Below are 18,570 nucleotides of genomic sequence, written 5' to 3' on the forward strand. Positions count from 1 at the left end.
GTGGCGCGCGGGTAGAGGCGTCCGGAGTCGTGGCGGATCCTCGGTCGAGGTGTTGAGGTGCGTGGGCGATCTGGCCCTTGGTGAAGGTGGCGCGCGGGTAGAGGCGTCCGGAGTCGTGGCGGATCCTCAGTCGAGGCTCTGAGCTCCGTGGACGATCCGCCCCTCGATGAAGGTGGCGCGCACATGGCCGGCGTCCGGAGTCCGCAGGGCGTCCCTCAACGGCCGGTCCAGCAGGACGAGATCGGCCGGTCGCCCCACCCGACCCGCCGTGCCGGGCCGCCGGGATCGTCCAAGGGCGAGAGCAGGCCCCGCAGGGTCACCTCCGCCGGAACCCGCTCCTCGATCCCGAGCACACGACCGGACGGCGTCAGCCGCTCGGACGCGGCCCGCACACCGGCCCAGGGGTCGGGATCGCCGTACGGGGCGTCGCTGCTCGCGGCCACCCGGACCCCGGCACGCAGCAGACCGGCGTACCGCCACAGATCCGGCCGGTCCCCGGGATCGACGCGCCCCCAGTAGTCGTCGCCCCGCAGGGCGATCAGCGTCGGCTGTGTGACGACCCGGATGCGACGGGCGGCCAGCTCCTCGGCAGCGGCACGGTCGGCGACGGCGCAGTGCTCCACGCGGTCCCCGTCCCGGCCACCCGCCAGGTCGAGTGCCGCCAGGGTGAGCGCCAGGGCCGTACGGGTTACACAGTGCACGGCGACGGGGCGGCCGTCCGCATGGGCCCGCCGTATCTGCCCGGCGAGGTCGTCGGCGTCCGGGAGGGCGTGGTCCGCGACCACCAGCTTCAGCGGACCGAGGCTCAGCCGTGGGTGGGGCGGGAGATCGGCTCCGGCGGCCATCACCATGACGTGCTGGGGGAGTTCCGCCCGCCGCACCGCCTCCGAGACGACCGCGGCCGTATCCCGGTGTGGTGTCGCGTCGGCGACATGGGTGACCCCGAGGGCGGCCAGCCGTGCGCCGACCGCCCGGAGGGACGGAGGCCGCCCGCCGAGGGCCTCGCGCAGCCAGGCGTCGGCGCGCCACAGCCGCCCGGTCGGTCGGCCCGCCGTATCACGCTCGATGCCGCCGTGCGTGGCGGACTGGGCGCCGAGCCGTTCCAGACCGGGGGAGTTGACGACCCACAGCGCTCCTGACCGGTGCTGCACGCGCACCGGCAGCACGCGGTTCCACCCGTCGAGGAGGGTCCGGTCCAGATCGCCGTGGACCACGTCGTCGTACCCGACCGCCCGCACCCAGCCGTCCTCACCCGCCACCGCTTGTGCGAGGGGGGACGCGACACTGTCCCGGGAGAGGGCGGACACGTCGAGTGAGGCATGCTGGGCGGCCATGGCCGCGAGGTGGGCATGGTGGTCGGCCAGACCGGGCAGCAGCGCGCCGCCGTCGCCGCGTACGACGAACTCATCCTGCCGTGGCCGCAGTCGACGGCCCACCTCGGCGACCACACCGCCCCCGGATCCGGCAGTCGACCGGCGCCTGACGCGGGTGAAGTTCCACGCCGCGCAGGAGCACCTCACCGCTCACGGCGCGTCGTCGATCTCATCGACCAGCCCCCACTGCCGGGCGGTGGCGGCGTCGATCCGGGCCCCGCTCAGCATCATCCACGCCGCCCGCCACCGGCCGATCCGCCGTGGCACGCTCACCGTGCCGCCCGCGCCGGGCACCAGGCCCATCGCGACCTCGGGCAGTTGGAAGAACGCCCCGGGTGACGACACAAGACGCCCCGCGAACGCGGCCATCTCCACACCCGCACCCACCGCCGCGCCCTGCACCCGCACCGTCACCCGCTCCCGCATCCGGTCGATCAGACGCCAGGGTGCCCGGTCCAGCCGTACCAGATATGCCGCCCCCAGGTCCGTTGCCGTACCGAACTCGGCCAGATCGCCGCCACTGCAGAAGACCGGCCCGGCACCAGCCAGTTCCACCCTTTCGACGGTGTCGTCGAGGACGGCGACTTCAAGAGCCTCGAACAGTTCCTCCCGCATCCGGAAGCTGAACGCGTTCCGCCGGTCTGCGCGGTCGAGCAGGACGGACAGCCGGTCGTTCTCCCGCCGGACGCGGACCAGCGGCCGATCCTCATGAGAAGCCCGAGGCGTACTCCGGTCGGCGAGCCAGGACGCGAACTCCGTCCCGCCGAGCAGCATCGAGTACGCCGCTGCTTCGGCAGCCAGGCCCTGAATGGTGCTGAGCTCCGGCGTCTGCCGGAGCAACTGCCCCAGGGCGAGGCCTGCCCGAGGCCGACGTTCGACGAGCCGTGCCAGCTCGTCGAACGAGACCAGCGGATCGTCGACGGGGACCAACTGCGGTGCTTCGGCGTCGACATGGGGCGCCGCCAAGGTCAGCGTCAGTGCCTGCACCAGCGGTCGCAGCCGCTCCGGCGGCTGCCGGGTCGCGATGCCGAACGTCAGATGCAAGGCGTCGGCCAACCGGGCAGCCGCGGCCTCGACCCGGCTCGCATCCGCGTCGTGCCAGTCGTCGAGAACCAGGCACCGCACGGGATTCTCCACCCGCCCGTCGGAACGAAGTGTCAGTCCTTCGTCGCTGTACACCGAGTTCATCGGTCCAGTCTGAGGGACCGGAACCCTGCGCACTTCGTCGGCCGGCGAAGACGAAAAGGCGCAGGACCAGGAAGCGGCCGATTCCGGCGAGGCCGGAGGCGCTGAGGTAGACGATCTGCTCGGTCAGCATCGAGGGCGCTGACTGGAGCAGGTGCAGGAGGAACATGGCCGCGCACGTCACGGCGTACGCCACCGTCGCCGAGCCTGCCGACTGCCAGTGCTCGCGCCAGCCGGCGCGTCGGCCGGCCCCGAAGGTGAAGCGGGCGTGCAGTTCGGTGCACACGAGGGTGGAGGCGACGGTGATCACTGCGTTCGCCAGGCCCCAGGGCATCAGGGCGGCCAGTAGTGCCACGGCGAAGCTGGAGAGGACCCCGATACCGCCGCCGCACAGCACGAACCGGGCGAACGAGACGAGCGGACCGGGGGCGGCCGGGGTCCGGGTCGCGTCGTCCATGGCGGTCTCCATCCGATTCGTACGCCGCAGCGCGGGGCCGCAGTGCTTGTTTGCTTAACTTACTCAAGTATATGGAATTACTTGACTTACGCAAGTTCATCGGATGTTGCGGCGGTCACGTGGACGGCCGGAGCGGACGTGAAGAGGCCGCCGCCCCGCGGGTGCGGGGCGGCGGCCTTGTCGGGTCCGGCTGTTGCGGGGGTGTTATGCCTTGACCGCGGTGACCTCAGCCGTCTCGGCCGTGGCTTGTGCCGGGGCGGGGCGCTTCTTGGGGACGAGGGAGGCGATGCCGAAGGCGAGCAGGGCGGCTCCGGCGCCGATGGCCATGACCACCTTGAAGCCGCTCTCCGAGGGCAGCGCGTGGCCGCCGAAGTCGGTGGTCATCTGGGCGAGGATGACGCCCGCGAGGGCGCTGGCGAAGCTGGTGCCCAGGGAGCGCATCAGGGTGTTGAGGCTGTTGGCGGCGCCGGTCTGGGACGGGTCGACCGCGCCCATGATCAAGGCGGGCAGGGCGCCGTAGGTGAAGCCGACACCGCCGCCGATGATGCAGGAGACCAGGACGAGGTGCCAGACCTCGCTCATCAGGACGATGTTCAGGCCGTAGCCGGCGGCCACGATCAGCGCGCCGATCATCAGGGTGACCTTGGGGCCCTTGGCCTTGGTGATGCCCGCGGACACGGCGGACATGGCCATCATGACCAGGCCCTGCGGGGCGAGCACCAGGCCGACCGTCAGCATCGACTTGCCCAGGCCGTAGCCGGTCTCCTCGGGCAGCTGCAGGAGCTGGGGGAGGACCAGGGACATCGCGAACATCGAGAAGCCGAGGGCGATGGAGGCGAGGTTGGTGAAAAGCACCTGCGGCTTGGCGGTGGTACGCAGGTCGACCAGTGGCTGCTTCGCCTTCAGCTCGTAGAGGCCCCAGGCGAGCAGGATCAGGACGGCTGTGGCGCCCAGGCCGAGCGTGGTGCCGGAGGTCCAGCCCCAGTCGCCGCCCTTGGAGACGGCCAGCAGCAGGGAGACCAGCCCGGCGGTCAGGCCGAGCGAGCCGACCAGGTCGAAGCGGCCACCGGTGCGCACCTTGGACTCGGGCACGATCAGCAGCACCAGCGCGAACGAGACGGCGCCCAGCGCGGCAGAGGTCCAGAACAGGATGTGCCAGTCCCAGTTGTCGGCGATGAACGCGGCGGCCGGCAGACCCAGCGCACCGCCCACGCCGAGCGAGGCGCTCATCAGCGCGGTGGACCCGGCCAGCCGGTCGGCCGGCAGCGCGTCCCGCATGATGCTGATGCCCAGCGGCACCACGGCGGCCGCGAGCCCCTGCAGTGCGCGTCCGATGATCATCGGGACGAGGGAGTCGGCGAGGGCGCATACGACAGAGCCGGAGATCAGCAGCAGGATGCTGGTCAGGAGCATGCGCCGCTTCCCGATCATGTCGCCGAGGCGGCCCACGACCGGGGTGGCCACCGCGGCGGCGAGCAGGGTGGCGGTGATGGCCCAGGCGGTGTTGGAGGCCGAGGCGTTCAGCAGGGTGGGCAGCTCCGGGACGATCGGGATCACCAGGGTCTGCATCAGCGAGACGACGATTCCGGCCAGGGCCAGCACCGCCACCACGGCGTTCGGCCGGGGCGGGGCGGATGTCCCCGCGGCGGCGGGCTGGGCGAGGGCGTTGGACATGGTGGGGCCTCCAGGCGGGCAATTGCTTGACTTACTCAAACATATGTAGCTTGCTTGACTTACGCAAGTTAACTTCATGTGTCCGGGGCACGCGGCGCGGCCCGACGCGTCAGATCGGTTCTGTCGCGCCCGAGGCAGGCGACTGCACGGGCAGTTCCGTGACGACTTCGAAGCCTCCCTGTGAGCGGTGTCCCATGCGGATGTGACCCCCTGCGGAACGGACCCGCTCGCGCATGCCGACGAGTCCGTAGCCGCAGTCCGCAGTGGGGGAGGCGGGCTTCGCGTCGCCGCCGTTGGTGACGGTGACGGTCAGCAGGTGGGGGGAGTGGACGAGGCGTACCTCGGCGGTATGTGTGGCGGCGTGCTTGGTGACGTTGGTCAGCGCCTCCTGCACGATGCGGTACGCCGTGAGGTCGGTGCCGACGGAGAGCGGCCGGGGATCACCTTCGGTGATGACCGTGACCGCGAGTCCGGCGTCGCCGAACGAGGCGGCCAGCTCGGGGAGTCGGTCCAGCCCGGGCGTCGGTTCGGGCGGTGTGTCCGCGCTGCCCGCGGTGCCGCCCGGTTCGTCGGTGTGGTGGCGCAACAGGCCGACGGTGGCTCTGAGTTCACGCAGGGCCGAGGAGGTGCTGCCGGCGAGAGCTGCGGCTGTGCGCTCGGCCTCGTCGGGCCGGGCGTGGAGGGCGCGGGTGACGGCGCCGGCCTGGAGGTTGGCCAGGACGAGGTGGTGGGCGACGACATCGTGCAGGTCGCGCGCGATGCGCATGCGCTCCTCCACGACACGACGCCGGGCCTCCTCCTCCCGGGTGCGCTCCGCGTGCTCGGCGCGGGCCCGCTCCGCGTCCAGGTAGGCGGCGCGCAGCCGGGTCATGGTGCCCAGCGAGGTGGGCAGCAGCAGCCAGGCGGCAGGGCCGAGCAGCTTGAACAGCGGGGGTTCCCCGGCCGGACCGGCGAGCGCCTCCGTGGCCGTCAGCACGGCGATACCGGTGAAGGCGAAGGTGTTCGCCGTCCTCCGGTTGGTGCCGACGGCCAGCGAGTACAGCGCGACCATGAGCGGCCCCAGCAGCAGCACCGTGAGGAGGTAGCCGAGCAGGGCGATGGCCGTCGCGCAGACGAAGGTCACGGCCACGGCGATGCGCGGACGGCGACGGCACCACATCAGTACCGCGCAGGACACCCCGGTCAGGAGGACGCCGGGCCACCAAGGGACCTGCAGGTCATCGCCCGGGAGCGTGATGACGCTGCCGGGGAAGGAACAGGCGAAGAGCGCGGCGGCGACGACCGCGTCGGTGACACGGGGGTGGTCGCCGTACCGCCGTCGTGCGGCGTCGGTGACGGAGGTCATGGGGAACGAGGCAGGCATGGGGGTCATGGGGGTCTCGGGTGGTGTGGATGGAGCGTGGGGACGACGACCTTCTCGCCCGCTCCCGGCGTCATCGCCGGCTCCAAGGCACCGTCGGCCTCCGTGAACGGGACCCGGTGGCTGATCAGCTCGGCGAACCGCTCGTGGTGCTCCACGATCTCCGACGTGACCTCGAAGAAGCTGACGGCGACGCCGGTTGCGTCGATGTAGATGTGCGCGGGTCCCGTCCGCTCACCGCTGAGGAGGGGTGACACGGCGCTGGGGCGACGTCGGCCGGTATGTCGCGGCCGGCGGCGGGCTGGGGGAGTCCGGTCGCCGGCCTTGGCGTGCGCAAGGGAGGTGTCAGGCTCGCTGCGTGCGGCTCCGGAGCAGGCCCATGCCCGCCCCGAGCGAGACCACGCCCATGCCGGCGCTGGTGAGGTAGCCCTGGGTGCCGTCGACCACGAGGGGTGCGGCCACGGCGACGGTGAGGTTGAACAGGAAGAGGAACCACAGCACGGGCCGGGACGACAGCAGCGCCTTCATGGGAGTTTCCTTTCGGGGAGAGCGGGCCGGGGCTTCCCCGACGGGGAGCCGTTGACCTTGTGAGTTCAACGATCCCGTCACCGGCCCGCCGCCACGAGGGAGTGCTCTCCCCGGTCTGTGGTGTAGCGGGCTACACCGTTCCGCCGGCCGGGATGTTCACCGTGCGGGCGTTGACTCGGAGCCGGATACGGAGCCTTCGGCCTTTACGCGTACGCCGCTGCCGGCCCGCACAGCCGCCGCGGCCCCGCACCGGTTCACGTCAGGCCACGCCGCATGGCGTCGGCGACGAGTTCGCCGATGAGGACAGCGGTGGCCGCCGGGCCCCGCAACGGAGGCGTCGGCAGGATCGATGTGTCCGCGACGCGCAGACCGCGGACGCCGTGGACCCGTCCGTAGGGGTCGACAGCCGACCGTGGATCGTCGGCGGGGCCGAGGGGAACCGTGCCACAGGTGTGGTGGGACGTGCCGAGATGCCCGAGGATCCACTGGTCGAGCCGACGGTCGTCGTCCAGCACCTCCGCCACCGGTTCCGTGAGCCCGCCGGAGACCTCCCCGAAGTCACTCGTGCCGACCAACTCGGCGGTGACGCGCACCGCTTCGCGCATGCGCCGCCGGTCCCGCGCGGCCGACAGATAGCCGTAGTCGAGGCTCGGAGGCGTCGCGGGATCGGCGGAACGGGTGCGCATCCGGCCGCTCAGCCGCGGTGTCTGGACGGAGACGAGGAAGGCGAGGGGCGCGCCGGGAACGGACACCTGCCCGCCCGTCAGTCCTGCCATGGGGACGAGGGACTGCAGGATCTCCAGGTCGCCGGGGTGGCCCCCGTCGGACGAGGACAGGTGCAGGGCGCCGCCGAACCATGAGCCGGTGGGCTCAGGCATGGACAGCCGGGGCATCCATTCGAGGACCACTTGGGGATGGTCGCCGAAGCGGGCCCCGACCGCGGGAGCGTCCCTGACGACGGGGACACCGAGGGCCTCCAGCTCGTGGCGCGGCCCGATTCCCGACAGGTGCAGCAGGTGAGGGGAGTGGAACGCCCCCGCGCAGAGCACGACTTCGCCGCCGTACAGCACGCTGCGGCGCCCGCTCCGCTCGACCACCACGCCGGTCGCGCGGCCGTGTGCGACGACGACCCTGAGGACCGTACTGTGCCCTTCCACCCGGAGGTTGGGACGGCCGGAGCCGCCGAGCAGATAGCTCATGCCCGTATTGACGCGCACTCCGTCCACGGCGTTGGACGGCACCGGGCCGAAACCCGGCGCGTCCTGGGCGTTCTTGTCGGGCTCCTCGGGAAAGCCCAGTCGGTGAGCGGCCGCCCGGAGCGCGACGGCGGCGGGGTGATGAAGCTCCGTGCGGCGGACAGGCACCGGCCCGCGGTCGCCGTGCAGCGGACCGGCACCGTGGTCCAGGTCGGTCTCCAGGGCGCGCAGAAACGGCAGCACCCCGTCGTACGACCAGGCCGCGCCGCCCACCGCCGACCAGCGGTCGAAGTCGCCTTGCCGGGCACGGACGAAGTACCCGCCGTTGACGGTGGTCGAGCCGCCGAGCAGGCGCCCCCGGACCACGGTGTACGGACGCGTCGGAGTGAGGTGCACGGCGTACGGCTGGACGGCCGCGTGTCCGGGCCGGGCGCCGGGGACGAGCCGTGCGTCCAGCAACCCGGGTGCGAACGCCGAGGCGTGACGCGGCACCGGGCCCGCTTCCAGCACCAGCACGGTGCGGCCGGGGTCCTCGCTGAGCCGCGCCGCGAGGGCGGCACCGCTGCCCCCGGCGCCCACCACGATGACGTCCGGGCGGCGGAACCGGCCGCAACCGCGCTCGGTCTGCTTCATGGGCAAGCGATTCAAAACGCGGTGACCGCCGCGCGGGGCGGCCCGTTCCGGTCACTGGGACCGGCCGCTGTGCTCGGCGTACCGGTGACCTACCGTCGGACGCCCCAGACGCGTCGGGTGACCGCGGCGCCACAGGATGCCCAGGGAGAGTCGCATGAACGAGCTCCACTCCGCCCCGTCCGACGAGACCGGCATCGAGGCCGAGGCCCACCAGAGCGCGGCCACGGCTTCGCTGATCGAAGCCGAGGATCTCCTGGAGGAGATCTCCATCGACGGCATGTGCGGCGTCTACTAGGAGTCGCCGGATGACAGGCATGGACCTCGACCGCGCCCGGGACCTGCACCCACAGGTCTCGGTGCGGCCGGAACCCTTCGGCGCGCTGCTCCACCACTTCGGCACGCGCAAGCTCACGTTCCTCAAGGACCGCCGCCTGCTGGCCGTCGTCCAGGCCCTCGCCGACGCGCCCACGGCCCGTGCCGCCTGCCGGGCCGCCGACATCGGCGAAGCCGAACTGCCCCGGTACGGGCGGGCGTTGGCCGCGCTCGCCGAGTCGTCGATGGTCGTAGGAAGGGCCTCATGACCACCACCACGTCCCGGTTGGTCGACCTGTTCGAGTACGGACTCGACGCGCCGATCTGCCTCACCTGGGAACTGACCTACGCCTGCAACCTGGCCTGCGCCCACTGCCTGCCCAGCTCCGGCCGACGCGACCCCCGCGAGCTGAGCACCGAGGAGGCCAAGGCCGTCATCGACGAACTGGAGGCCATGCAGGTCTTCTACGTCAACATCGGCGGCGGCGAGCCCACCGTCCGCGCCGACTTCTGGGAGCTCCTGGACTACGCCACGGCACACCACGTGGGAGTGAAGTTCTCCACCAACGGCGTCCGGATCACTCCCGAAGCCGCCGAGCGTCTCGCCCGCAACGACTACGTGGACGTCCAGATCTCGCTCGACGGCGCGACCGCAGAGGTCAACGACGCGGTGCGCGGGCGCGGTTCGTACGCGACGGCGCTGCGCGCGCTGGGGAATCTCGCCGCCGCCGGAATGAGCAACTTCAAGATCTCCGTGGTCTGTACCCGGCACAACATCCCCCAGCTGGACGACTTCAAGGCCCTCACCGACCGCTTCGGCGCCCAGTTGCGCCTGACCCGGCTGCGCCCCTCCGGACGCGGCGCCGATGTCTGGGACGACCTGCACCCCACGGCCGCGCAGCAACGCGAGCTGTACGACTGGCTGCTCGCCCATGGTGAGAACGTGCTGACCGGGGACTCCTTCTTCCACCTGTCCGCCTACGGTCAGGCACTGCCGGGCCTCAACCTGTGCGGCGCCGGACGCGTCATCTGCCTCATCGACCCGGTCGGCGACGTGTACGCCTGCCCGTTCGCCATCCACGAGGAGTTCCTCGCCGGGAACGTCCGCGAGCCGGGCGGCTTCTCGGGAGTATGGCGCGGCTCCGAGCTGTTCCGGCGGCTGCGCACCCCGCAGCACGGCGGAGCCTGCGCTTCCTGCGCGTCCTACGACACCTGCAAGGGCGGCTGCATGGCCGCGAAGTTCTTCACCGGGCTTCCGCTGGACGGCCCCGACCCCGAGTGCGTGCAGGGACACGGCGAGAAGCTGTTGGCCCACCGCGACGGAACCCGGGTGCCCAAACCGTCCGGTGACCACTCCCGCAGGACCGTGGATCTCGTCCTCACCCGCCGGCCACCGATGGGCGACTGCGACGAGAACCCGCTGGCCGGGCTGGATCTGACGCCGACCGGAAAGGACGCGGCACATGCCTAGGAACCCCTGGTTCGAGACGGTCGCGGAAGCACAGCGCAGGGCCCGGAAGCGGTTGCCGAGCTCGGTGTACGGCGCGCTCGTCGCTGGCTCGGAGCGCGGCCGTACGATCGACGCCAACCTGGCGGCCTTCGCCGAACTGGGCTTCGCCCCACGGGTCGTCGGCCACCACGCCGAGCGGGACCTGTCCACGACCGTCCTGGGCGTGCCCACCGCGCTGCCTGTGCTCATCTCGCCGACCGGCGTGCAGGCCGTCGACCCCGACGGGGAGGTGGCCGTGGCCCGGGCCGCCGCGAGCCGGGGCGTCGTCATGGGGCTGAGTTCGTTCGCGAGCAGGCCGGTCGAGGAAGTGGCCGACGCCCAGCCGGACTTCTTCTTCCAGCTGTACTGGAGCGGCACCCGCGAGGCGATGGCACGACGTATGGACCGGGCCAGGGCCGCCGGGGCCAAGGCGCTCATCGTCACCCTCGACTGGTCCTTCTCCCACGGCCGCGACTGGGGCAGCCCGGCCGTCCCCGACAAGCTCGACCTCAAGACCGCTCTGCGGTTCGCGCCCGACGTGCTGCCCCCGGCCCGCCTGGCTGTGGAAATACGCCAGATCCGGCCGCCTCCCCGACCTCACCGTGCCCAACATGAGCGTTCCCGGCGGCACGGCGCCCACCTTCTTCGGCGCCTACGGCGAGTGGATGCAGACCACGCCCCCGACCTGGGAGGACGTCAAGTGGCTGTGCGAGGAATGGGGCGGCCCCTTCCTCCTCAAGGGGGTGACCCGGGTCGACGACGCCAAGCGGGCCGTCGACGCAGGGGTGACGGCCCTGTCCGTCTCCAACCACGGCGGCAACAACCTGGACACCACCCCCGCCACCATCCGCGTCCTCCCCTCCATCGCGGAGGCGGTCGGCAACCAGATCGAGGTCCTGCTGGACGGCGGTGTCCGGCGCGGCGGCGACGTGGCGAAGGCGCTCGCCCTCGGCGCCCGCGCCGTCCTGATCGGCCGCGCCTACCTCTGGGGTCTGGCGGCGAACGGACAGGCCGGTGTCGAGAACGTGCTGGACATCCTGCGCGGCGGGCTCGACTCGGCGGTCCTGGGCCTCGGGCACTCGTCCGTGCACGAGTTGGGGCCCGAGGACCTGGTGATACCGCCGGGCTTCGCACTGACCTTGGGCGGCGGGGACATACCAACGGCCCGCCCCGCACCGGTCGCCTGACCATGGCCGCGCTTCGAGCCCTGGCCGACGCCGTCTGGCCGGCTGTCCCGTCCGGTGCGCTCGTCCTGGTGCCGGTCGGGTCCACGGAGCAGCACGGCCCGCATCTGCCGCTCGACACGGACACGGTGATTGCGCGCGCCGTGGCGCGAACGGCGGCGGAGGCGCTGGCCCCGCGAACACTCGTGGCACCGCCGATGGCGTACGGCGCCAGCGGAGAACACGCGCACTTCCCGGGGACCGTCTCGATCGGGCACGAAGCGCTGCTCGCGGTGATTGTGGAGCTGGCTCGCTCGCTGTCCCTGTGGGCGGGCCGCGTCGTCTTCGTCAACGGGCACGGCGGCAACACCGCCACCCTCGACACGGCCCTCGGACTACTGCGTGCCGAGGGCCACGACGTCGCCTGGACCGGCTGCGAGGTACCCGGCGGCGACGCGCACGCCGGCAGTACGGAGACCTCCGTACTGCTGCACCTGGCACCGGAACGCGTACGACTGGACGCCGCCGTCGCCGGTGACACCCGACCGCTGGCCGTCCTCCTGCCGGACCTGATAGCCCGCGGTGTCCGCGCCGTCTCGCCCACGGGCGTACTCGGCGACCCCGCCGGGGCCTCGGCCGAGGAGGGCCGCCGGGCGATGGAGTCGATGGTGTCCGCCACGGTCCGCCGGATCACCGCGTGGACCGTTGACGGCCGGGGCCGCCTCGCCGATCCGGCACACCCGAGGGTCGTACGCCGATGACGCTTCCTCTCGGCTTCGTGGTCGAACTCGACCGCCACACGCGCGTGGTCGACGGCGGCCGGGCGCTCCTCGGCGGGTTCCCGACCCGGCTGCTGCGGCTGACCCCGCGGGCCCGGCGGCTCCTCGTCGACCGGACCCTCCCGGTACGGGACGCGGCGGGCGCGCTTCTCGCGGACCGGCTGCTGGAGTGCGGCATGGCCCACCCCGTCGCCGCCTCGCTCCCGGCGCCCGACGATCCCCGCTACACGGTCGTGGTGCCGGTCCGGGACCGTCCGCGTCAACTGGACCGTCTGCTGCGGAGCATCGGCGCGGACCCTCCCGTGATCGTGGTCGACGACGCCTCACGGCACCCGGCGGCGGTGGCCGCCGTCGCCGCCCAGCACGGTGCCCGGCTGGTCGCTCTGGCCGCCAACGTCGGCCCCGCCGGCGCGCGCAACGCCGGGCTCCGTCTCGTCACCACCCCGTACGTGGTCTTCGCCGACTCCGACATCGTGCTGGACCCCGACACGGTTCCGACTTTGCTGAGGCACTTCGCCGACCCCCGGGTCGCCATGGCCGTCCCCCGCATCACCGGTCTGCTCACCGCCGCCACGACCTGGATCGAACGGTACGAGAACGCCCGGTCCTCGCTCGACCTCGGCGCCCACCCCGCCTCGGTGCGCCCCGGCACCCCCGTCTCCTGGGCCTCCTCGGCCTGCGTCGTGGCGCGGGTCGACGCGCTGGCGGAAGGCTTCGACGAGGGCATGAGGGTCGGGGAGGACGTCGACCTGTGCTGGCGGATCGTAGAGGCGGGCCGACGCGTGCGGTACGAGCCCGCTGTCCGGGCCGCTCACGAGCATCGCGTGCGCGTAGGGGACTGGTTCCTGCGCAAGGCCGTGTACGGCACCGGGGCCCAGCCCCTCGCCCAGCGGCACCCCGAGTTCATCGCCCCCGCTGTTTTCGCCCCGTGGAGCACGGCGTTCGCCGTCGCGCTGCTCGCCCAGCGGCGCTGGTCGGTTCCGGCCGCGTGGGCCGTCCTCGGCGTCGTCACCGTGCGCATCGCCCGCAAGCTCGACGGCACCCGTCACCCGTACCGCCTGGCCGCGCGTCTCACCGCCAACGGCGCGCTCGGCACCCTGGCCCAGACCTCCGCGCTGCTGACCCGCCACTGGTGGCCGCTGGCGGTCGTCGGCTGCATGGGCTCCCGCCGATTGCGCAGGGCCACGGCGGTCGCCGCTTTGGCCGACATCGCACTTGAATACCGGCGCGATCGCACCCCTCTGGATCCCCTCCGCTACGGCATCGCCCGCCGCCTGGACGACCTCGCCTACGGGGCCGGCGTATGGTTCTCGGCCCTGAAGGCCCGCTCCGTCGCCGCGCTACGCCCCCGAGTCACGCGCTGAAGCGGCCTGGGCGACCCTGGCGAAGTCAGCTGCGGTAGGGCAGCGCCCCGAAGGAGCGCGGGGAACTGCGCGACCAGCCAAAGAACACCCGCAGACGACCGCGGCCCTCCCAGCGGAGCGCCCTGTCCCGGTCAGCGGAAAGCGGTCAGCGGGTGCTGGTCCCACGCCCCGACACTGTCACCATCCCGCCGCCGACAACGCGCGGCACATGCGATGGATGAGTCACCAGGAGGTGTGCGGCGTGACGCATGAAGTGGTCGGCCGTGTCGAGGAGCTGGGTGCCGAACTGGCCGCACTCGCAGACGAGAACGAGTCACTCGGCAAGTTGAGCGACAGGACCGTCGAACTGGTCCGTTCCGCGGGGGTCATCCGGCTCCTGCAGCCCAAGGAGTTCGGCGGATTCGGCGCTCATCCCCGGGACTTCGCGGCAGCCGTGATGGCGGTCGCGCGGCATGACGGAGCCGCGGGCTGGGTGTGCGGTGTCGTCGGGGTGCACCCCTGGGAGCTGGCGCAGATGGATTCCCGGCTCGCGCACGAGGTCTGGGACGACGACCCCGACACCTGGATCGCCTCGCCGTACATGCCCAACGGCATCGCCGAGCCGGTGGACGGCGGCTATGTCCTCAGCGGACGCTGGCCGTTCTCCTCGGGCAGCGACCACTGCCGCTGGGACTTCCTCGGCGCGCTCGTCGGGAACGGCCGGGGCAAGCCCGCCGAGCCCATCACGGTCATGCACGTGGTGCTGCCTCGCTCGGACTACGAGATCATCGACGGCACCTGGGACGTGATCGGCCTCGCGGGCACCGGCAGCAAGGACGTCGTCGTCGACAAGGCGTTCATCCCCGAGTACCGCACGATCAGGCAGGAGGCGGTCCAGGAGGGCGCGGCCGCGGAGGCGGTCGGGCTGACCGACACGCTGTACAAGCTGCCCTTCAGCTCGATGTTCCCGCTCGGCATCACCGCCGCTGTCATCGGCATCTGCGAGGGCGCGCTCGCCGTCCACCTGGCCCAGCAGAAGGACCGGGTCGCCGTGACCGGCGTCCAGGTGCGCGACGACCCGTACGTCCTCTACGCCGCCGGCGAGGCCGCCGCCGAGATCGCCGCCTCAAGGGTCCAACTCATCGACGGCATCAGCCGGTTGTACGACCTGATCGAGGCCGGCCAGCCGGTGACCCTGGAGGACCGGGCGAACGTACGGCGCAATCAGGTCCGTTGTGCTGGTGGGCCGTCTCTGCCCTGGACGAGATCTTCGCGCGGTCCGGCGGCAACGCGATCCGCCGCAACAACCCGATCCAGCGGTTCTGGCGGGACGCCCACGTCGGACTCCAGCACATGATCCACGTCCCCGGCTCGGCGTACCACGCCAACGCCCTGGCGCAGATGGGACTTGAGCTGCCCGAGCCGATGCGCATCCTGATATGAGCGACGGCGTGACGCACTCCCGGACGGCGAACGTGGACGCGATCGACGGGCGGCAGTTCCGCGACGTCCTTGGCAACTTCCCCACCAGCGTGGTCGCCGTCACCACCACGGACGCCGAGGAACGGCCGCACGGCATGATCGTCGGCACCTTCACGTCCGTGTCACTGGACCCGCCGCTGGTGTCCTTCCTGGCGGACCGCTCCTCCACGACCCTGCGGACGATCAGGGCCGCGGGCCGGTTCTGCGCCAACGCGCTCGCGGGCAACCAGGAACGGCTGTCGCGGAAGCTGGCGACCGGTCCGGCCGGTCAGCGGTTCGAGGGCACCACCTGGCAGGCGTCCCCCCTGGGCAATCCCGTCCTTGACGGAATCGTCGCGTGGGTCGACTGCACGGTGGAGCAGATCGTCGAGATCGGTGATCACTTGTTGGTCGTCGGGCGGGTCCATGACCTGCGCGTCGAGTCGTTGAAGACCCCGCTGCTGTTCTTCCGGGGCGGGTACGGCGACTACCTGTCGAACGCGGCGCAGCTGCTCGACAGGCTCGTCGGCTGGGACGAGATCGGCCGGTAGACACCGGCCTGCAGAAAACGGAGCCGCAGATGAAGAACGACCTCTACATAAGATTGCAGCGCTGGTCGGCGTGGTGCGGAGTCATCCTGTTCGTGGGATTCTTCGCCGCCTTCGCCGTGGGTCACCTCACCCCGCCGATGAGTCCGACGGAGAGCCCCGAGGACATCGTCGCCTTCCTCAAGGACCACCGCACCGGCATCCTCACCTGTGTCGCCCTGATGGTCCTGCTCGTCCCGTTCGAATACCCGTACGTCGTCGTGACGAGCATGCAGATGCGCCGTGTCGAGGGCGGCTGGGGCCTGCTCTCCATGATCCAGCTCACCACGGGCGTGGTCGCCCCGCTCGGGTTCTTCTTCCCGCTCGCGATCCTCGCTGCCGCGGCTTACCGACCGGAGATCCACTCTCCCGACGTGCTGTCCGCGATGACCGACACCTTCTGGCTGATGTTCGTGGGCAACGCCTGCATCTTCGTGCTGCAGGTCTGGTCGATCGGGTACATGTCGTTCATCGATCACAAGCGCGCCAAGCCGGTCTTCCCCCGCTGGTACGGCTGGCTCAGCATGGTGCTGGGGGTGCTGCTCATCCCGGGCGCCTTCGTCTTCCTCAACCGATTGTCTCTCGGCATCGCCGTCGAATCGGTCCGACCGGGCACATGCGCGTATTCAGCAGTCCGTGCTCGGCGCGGCATCGCAGGCGCCGCCGTGGGCGGTGCGGACGCGGGCCAGGAGTGAGTGCAGGGTGTCGCGCTCCTGCGGGTTGAGGTCGGCGAAGAGCTCGTCCTCGACGCGGCCGATGGCGGCGTCAAGTTTGGTGACGGCAGCCGCGCCCGCTTCGGTGATCTCGACAATGTGACGGCGGCGGTCGGCTGGGTCCCGGCGCCGTCGCACCAGGTCACGGTCCTCCAGCGCGTTGAGCAGAGCGACCAGGACGCTGGGGTCCACGCTCAGCCGGGCGCCGAGGTCGCGCTGGCCGAGCTGACCGCCGTCGAGGTGCATGAGCACGATGGCGTGGCGGGGGGTGACCCCGGAGGCGGTGAGCGCCTCACGGATCCAGGCCTCGGTGACGCCACCGTGCCGCGCCAGGAGCAGAGAGAGGCGGGACTCCGGGCCGGCGGATTCGCAGGCGTCGTCGCCGGGGGAGCTGACGGGAGTGCTGGTGGCGGGGGCGGTGCCGCCGGGTCGTCGTGCCATGGCTCGACCATAGCAAGCCGGGGATGATCGGTTGTCATTAATCGTTGAAGCACTTACATTATCCGCTGCGGCTCATCGTTTGCCGCGCCGCGTTCGTGGACCGATCGGCGGTCCCGTCCCCGTTTCCCCCTCTGGAGTTCTCCGTGTTCATCGCGTATGTCGTCCTCGCCGTCCTGCTGTCCCTGCTGTTGCTCGTGTCCGCCCGTGGCGACATCACCCGCGACCCGAAGATCACGGAAGGGCTCAAGGCGGTCGGGGTGCCCGACAGCTGGTTGCTGCCGCTCGGCCTCGTCAAGATCGCGGGCGCGCTGGGGCTGCTCGCCGGCATCGCCTACCGGCCGCTGGGCATCGCGGCGGCGATCGGCGTCGTCCTCTACTTCCTGGGCGCCGTGATCACGCACGTCCGGGCGGGCGACAAGAAGGGGGTCGGCACGCCGGCCGTCATTATGATCGTTTCCGCAGCGCCGCTGGTGCTGGGCCTCGCAACGGTCTGAGGGTCCTCCACGATCGCGATCGGACGCGGGCAAGAAGGCGCCGGGCCGCTACGCGCGGGTACTCCCGCGGGTAGCGGCCTCAGGACGCCGAGCCGGCTGCACTTTCTACCGCCGACCTTGCGGTTTCCGCCTCGGGCATCGTGCGGGGGTCAGGCACCGTGGCCGCTGCGGCGAGGTCGAGGTGGGAGGTCATGTCCAACATCGGCGTTGGTGGGCCGCCTCTGCCGGTAGAGACCGCCGGGCGGCACGCGGATCAGCGTGCCGCCCAGCTGACCGTCTTGGTCTGCAGATACTCGTCGAGCCCGAATTCGCCCCACTCGCGGCCGAGTCCGCTCTGCTTGTACCCGCCGAACGCTGCCCGGGGGTTCACCCCCGCGGTGCCGCCGTTCAGGACGACGCCACCGGTCCGGATGCGGGACGCGATCTCGTACGCGGTCACCGTGTCGGCGCTCCAGACGGCCGCGGACAGACCGTACGGGCTGTCGTTCGCGATCCGTACCGCCTCCTCCTCCGCGAGCCGCACCAGGTCCTCCAGCGCAGCGAACAGCTCGACACCGCGCGCGGCCACCCCGGAACGCTCCCGGCCGAGGCTGCTCATCGCCACCCGCCAGCCGTCGTTCACCCGGCCGATCACGTTCGCGGCCGGGATCCGGACACCGTCGAGGAAGACCTCGTTGAAGTCGGTGGTCCCGGTGATCTCGCGCAACGGCCGGACCTCGACGCCCGGGCTGCGCATGTCCACTACGAGCGCCGTGATGCCCTTGTGCTTCGGGGCGTCGGGGTCGGTGCGCGCGAGCAGGTAACCCATGTCGGCATGGTGGCCGTTGGTCGTCCACACCTTCTGGCCGTCGACGACGAAGACCGCGTCGTCGCCCTCGCCCTCACGGCGCGCACGGGTGCGCAGCGCCGCCAGGTCGCTGCCCGCCTCCGGCTCGCTGAACAGCTGGCACCACACGTCCTCGCAGGTGCGGATGCGGGGCAGGAAGCGCGCCCGCTGTTCGTCGGTGCCGAAGTCGAGGAGGGCTGCCGAAGCGAGGGAGGCGGCGCCGACGGGCGGCCAGGTGCGGGCGCGGGCGATCTCCTCGGCGACCACGGACGGTTCGAGCGGGTGGGCGTCGGGCCGGCCGCCGTACTCGGCGGGCCAGTCGATCCCGAGGAGACCCGCGTCGTACAGCTTCGCGGTCCACTCCCGGATCGCCGGCATGAGCGTCAGCTCGGGTGCGCGCACCCCGGAGTGTGTCTTGACGCCGGGCGCGTGCTCCGCAACGAAGGCGCGCACTTTCCTCCGGAACGCTACGAGTTCGGGTGTGGGCTCCAGTCGCATCGCTGCCGGCTCCTTGGTCCTCATGCAAGCGATCTCTAAATGAGGGTACTCTAATCGG

20 protein-coding genes and 2 pseudogenes are annotated in these 18,570 nt (G+C 71.6%); 12 read left to right on the forward strand and 10 right to left on the reverse strand.

What is annotated here, in order from left to right:
- Positions 1-215: 215 nt before the first annotated feature.
- The 8 genes and pseudogenes from OHT76_RS38245 to mftG all read right to left on the reverse strand — a co-directional run bounded on the left by OHT76_RS38245 (position 216) and on the right by mftG (position 8,406).
- Positions 216-1,448: an amidohydrolase family protein gene (locus OHT76_RS38245; protein WP_328875459.1), complete on the reverse strand. Its 1,233-nt coding sequence runs from the start codon at positions 1,446-1,448 to the stop codon at positions 216-218.
- A gap of 75 nt (positions 1,449-1,523) precedes the next feature.
- Entirely contained in the window at positions 1,524-2,561 is a 1,038-nt protein-coding gene (locus tag OHT76_RS38250) for an enoyl-CoA hydratase/isomerase family protein (RefSeq protein ID WP_328875460.1), read from the reverse strand.
- A gap of 37 nt (positions 2,562-2,598) precedes the next feature.
- A pseudogene (locus tag OHT76_RS38255) lies at positions 2,599-3,027 on the reverse strand (GtrA family protein); the annotation flags it as partial.
- Between the two features lie 192 nt (positions 3,028-3,219).
- The gene (locus OHT76_RS38260; RefSeq protein ID WP_328875461.1) at positions 3,220-4,689 is read right to left on the reverse strand and encodes an MFS transporter; all 1,470 of its coding nucleotides are present in this window, start codon (positions 4,687-4,689) and stop codon (positions 3,220-3,222) included.
- Positions 4,690-4,798: 109 nt separating this feature from the next.
- The gene (locus tag OHT76_RS38265) at positions 4,799-6,052 is read right to left on the reverse strand and encodes a sensor histidine kinase (protein WP_328875462.1); all 1,254 of its coding nucleotides are present in this window, start codon (positions 6,050-6,052) and stop codon (positions 4,799-4,801) included.
- 5 nt (positions 6,053-6,057) lie between these two features.
- The gene (locus OHT76_RS38270) at positions 6,058-6,306 is read right to left on the reverse strand and encodes a hypothetical protein (protein ID WP_328875463.1); all 249 of its coding nucleotides are present in this window, start codon (positions 6,304-6,306) and stop codon (positions 6,058-6,060) included.
- A gap of 88 nt (positions 6,307-6,394) precedes the next feature.
- On the reverse strand, positions 6,395-6,577 hold the full coding sequence (locus tag OHT76_RS38275) for a hypothetical protein (protein WP_328875464.1): 183 nt from the start codon (positions 6,575-6,577) through the stop codon (positions 6,395-6,397).
- Positions 6,578-6,831: 254 nt separating this feature from the next.
- Positions 6,832-8,406: a mycofactocin dehydrogenase MftG gene (gene mftG, locus OHT76_RS38280; protein ID WP_328875465.1), complete on the reverse strand. Its 1,575-nt coding sequence runs from the start codon at positions 8,404-8,406 to the stop codon at positions 6,832-6,834.
- A gap of 154 nt (positions 8,407-8,560) precedes the next feature.
- On the opposite strand from mftG, the gene mftA reads away from it, so the two are divergent.
- The 11 genes and pseudogenes from mftA (at position 8,561) to OHT76_RS38335 (ending at position 16,235) form a co-directional block, all read left to right on the forward strand.
- Positions 8,561-8,701 (forward strand): mycofactocin precursor MftA, encoded by a 141-nt coding sequence (gene mftA, locus OHT76_RS38285; protein ID WP_328875466.1) that lies wholly within the window; start codon positions 8,561-8,563, stop codon positions 8,699-8,701.
- 10 nt (positions 8,702-8,711) lie between these two features.
- Positions 8,712-8,987 carry a mycofactocin biosynthesis chaperone MftB gene (gene mftB, locus OHT76_RS38290; protein ID WP_328875467.1) on the forward strand — a complete coding sequence of 92 codons (276 nt, stop codon included), beginning with the start codon at positions 8,712-8,714 and terminating at the stop codon, positions 8,985-8,987.
- Positions 8,984-10,189 carry a mycofactocin radical SAM maturase gene (gene mftC / locus OHT76_RS38295; RefSeq protein ID WP_328875468.1) on the forward strand — a complete coding sequence of 402 codons (1,206 nt, stop codon included), beginning with the start codon at positions 8,984-8,986 and terminating at the stop codon, positions 10,187-10,189. The genes mftB and mftC overlap by 4 nt, the downstream gene beginning before the upstream one ends.
- Positions 10,182-10,670 (forward strand): annotated as a pseudogene (locus OHT76_RS38300) (alpha-hydroxy-acid oxidizing protein); the annotation flags it as partial. The gene mftC and the pseudogene OHT76_RS38300, both read left to right, overlap by 8 nt.
- Positions 10,671-10,818: 148 nt before the next feature.
- Positions 10,819-11,394 (forward strand): alpha-hydroxy-acid oxidizing protein, encoded by a 576-nt coding sequence (locus OHT76_RS38305; protein ID WP_328875469.1) that lies wholly within the window; start codon positions 10,819-10,821, stop codon positions 11,392-11,394.
- A gap of 2 nt (positions 11,395-11,396) precedes the next feature.
- Positions 11,397-12,131, forward strand: a complete 735-nt coding sequence (gene mftE, locus OHT76_RS38310; RefSeq protein ID WP_328876724.1) for a mycofactocin biosynthesis peptidyl-dipeptidase MftE — start codon at positions 11,397-11,399, stop codon at positions 12,129-12,131.
- Positions 12,128-13,513, forward strand: a complete 1,386-nt coding sequence (gene mftF, locus OHT76_RS38315) for a mycofactocin biosynthesis glycosyltransferase MftF (protein ID WP_328875470.1) — start codon at positions 12,128-12,130, stop codon at positions 13,511-13,513. Before mftE ends, mftF begins: the two co-directional genes overlap by 4 nt.
- Positions 13,514-13,754: 241 nt before the next feature.
- On the forward strand, positions 13,755-14,849 hold the full coding sequence (locus OHT76_RS38320) for a hydroxylase (RefSeq protein WP_328875471.1): 1,095 nt from the start codon (positions 13,755-13,757) through the stop codon (positions 14,847-14,849).
- Complete coding sequence (locus tag OHT76_RS38325; RefSeq protein ID WP_328876725.1) at positions 14,786-14,935, forward strand: hypothetical protein; 150 nt, start codon at positions 14,786-14,788, stop codon at positions 14,933-14,935. Before OHT76_RS38320 ends, OHT76_RS38325 begins: the two co-directional genes overlap by 64 nt.
- Before the next feature lie 8 nt (positions 14,936-14,943).
- The gene (locus OHT76_RS38330; protein WP_328875472.1) at positions 14,944-15,504 is read left to right on the forward strand and encodes a flavin reductase family protein; all 561 of its coding nucleotides are present in this window, start codon (positions 14,944-14,946) and stop codon (positions 15,502-15,504) included.
- Between the two features lie 29 nt (positions 15,505-15,533).
- Complete coding sequence (locus OHT76_RS38335) at positions 15,534-16,235, forward strand: hypothetical protein (RefSeq protein ID WP_328875473.1); 702 nt, start codon at positions 15,534-15,536, stop codon at positions 16,233-16,235.
- Here the strand turns inward: OHT76_RS38335 and OHT76_RS38340 are convergent.
- Positions 16,167-16,694 (reverse strand): MarR family winged helix-turn-helix transcriptional regulator, encoded by a 528-nt coding sequence (locus OHT76_RS38340; protein WP_328875474.1) that lies wholly within the window; start codon positions 16,692-16,694, stop codon positions 16,167-16,169. The two genes, OHT76_RS38335 and OHT76_RS38340, sit on opposite strands and share 69 nt — an antisense overlap.
- A gap of 143 nt (positions 16,695-16,837) precedes the next feature.
- On the opposite strand from OHT76_RS38340, the gene OHT76_RS38345 reads away from it, so the two are divergent.
- Complete coding sequence (locus OHT76_RS38345) at positions 16,838-17,188, forward strand: DoxX family protein (RefSeq protein ID WP_328875475.1); 351 nt, start codon at positions 16,838-16,840, stop codon at positions 17,186-17,188.
- A gap of 253 nt (positions 17,189-17,441) precedes the next feature.
- Here the strand turns inward: OHT76_RS38345 and OHT76_RS38350 are convergent, their stop codons facing one another.
- Positions 17,442-18,512: an aldehyde dehydrogenase family protein gene (locus OHT76_RS38350; RefSeq protein WP_328875476.1), complete on the reverse strand. Its 1,071-nt coding sequence runs from the start codon at positions 18,510-18,512 to the stop codon at positions 17,442-17,444.
- Positions 18,513-18,570 lie beyond the last annotated feature (58 nt).

It is taken from the genome of Streptomyces sp. NBC_00287, assembly GCF_036173105.1.
GTDB lineage: Bacteria > Actinomycetota > Actinomycetes > Streptomycetales > Streptomycetaceae > Streptomyces.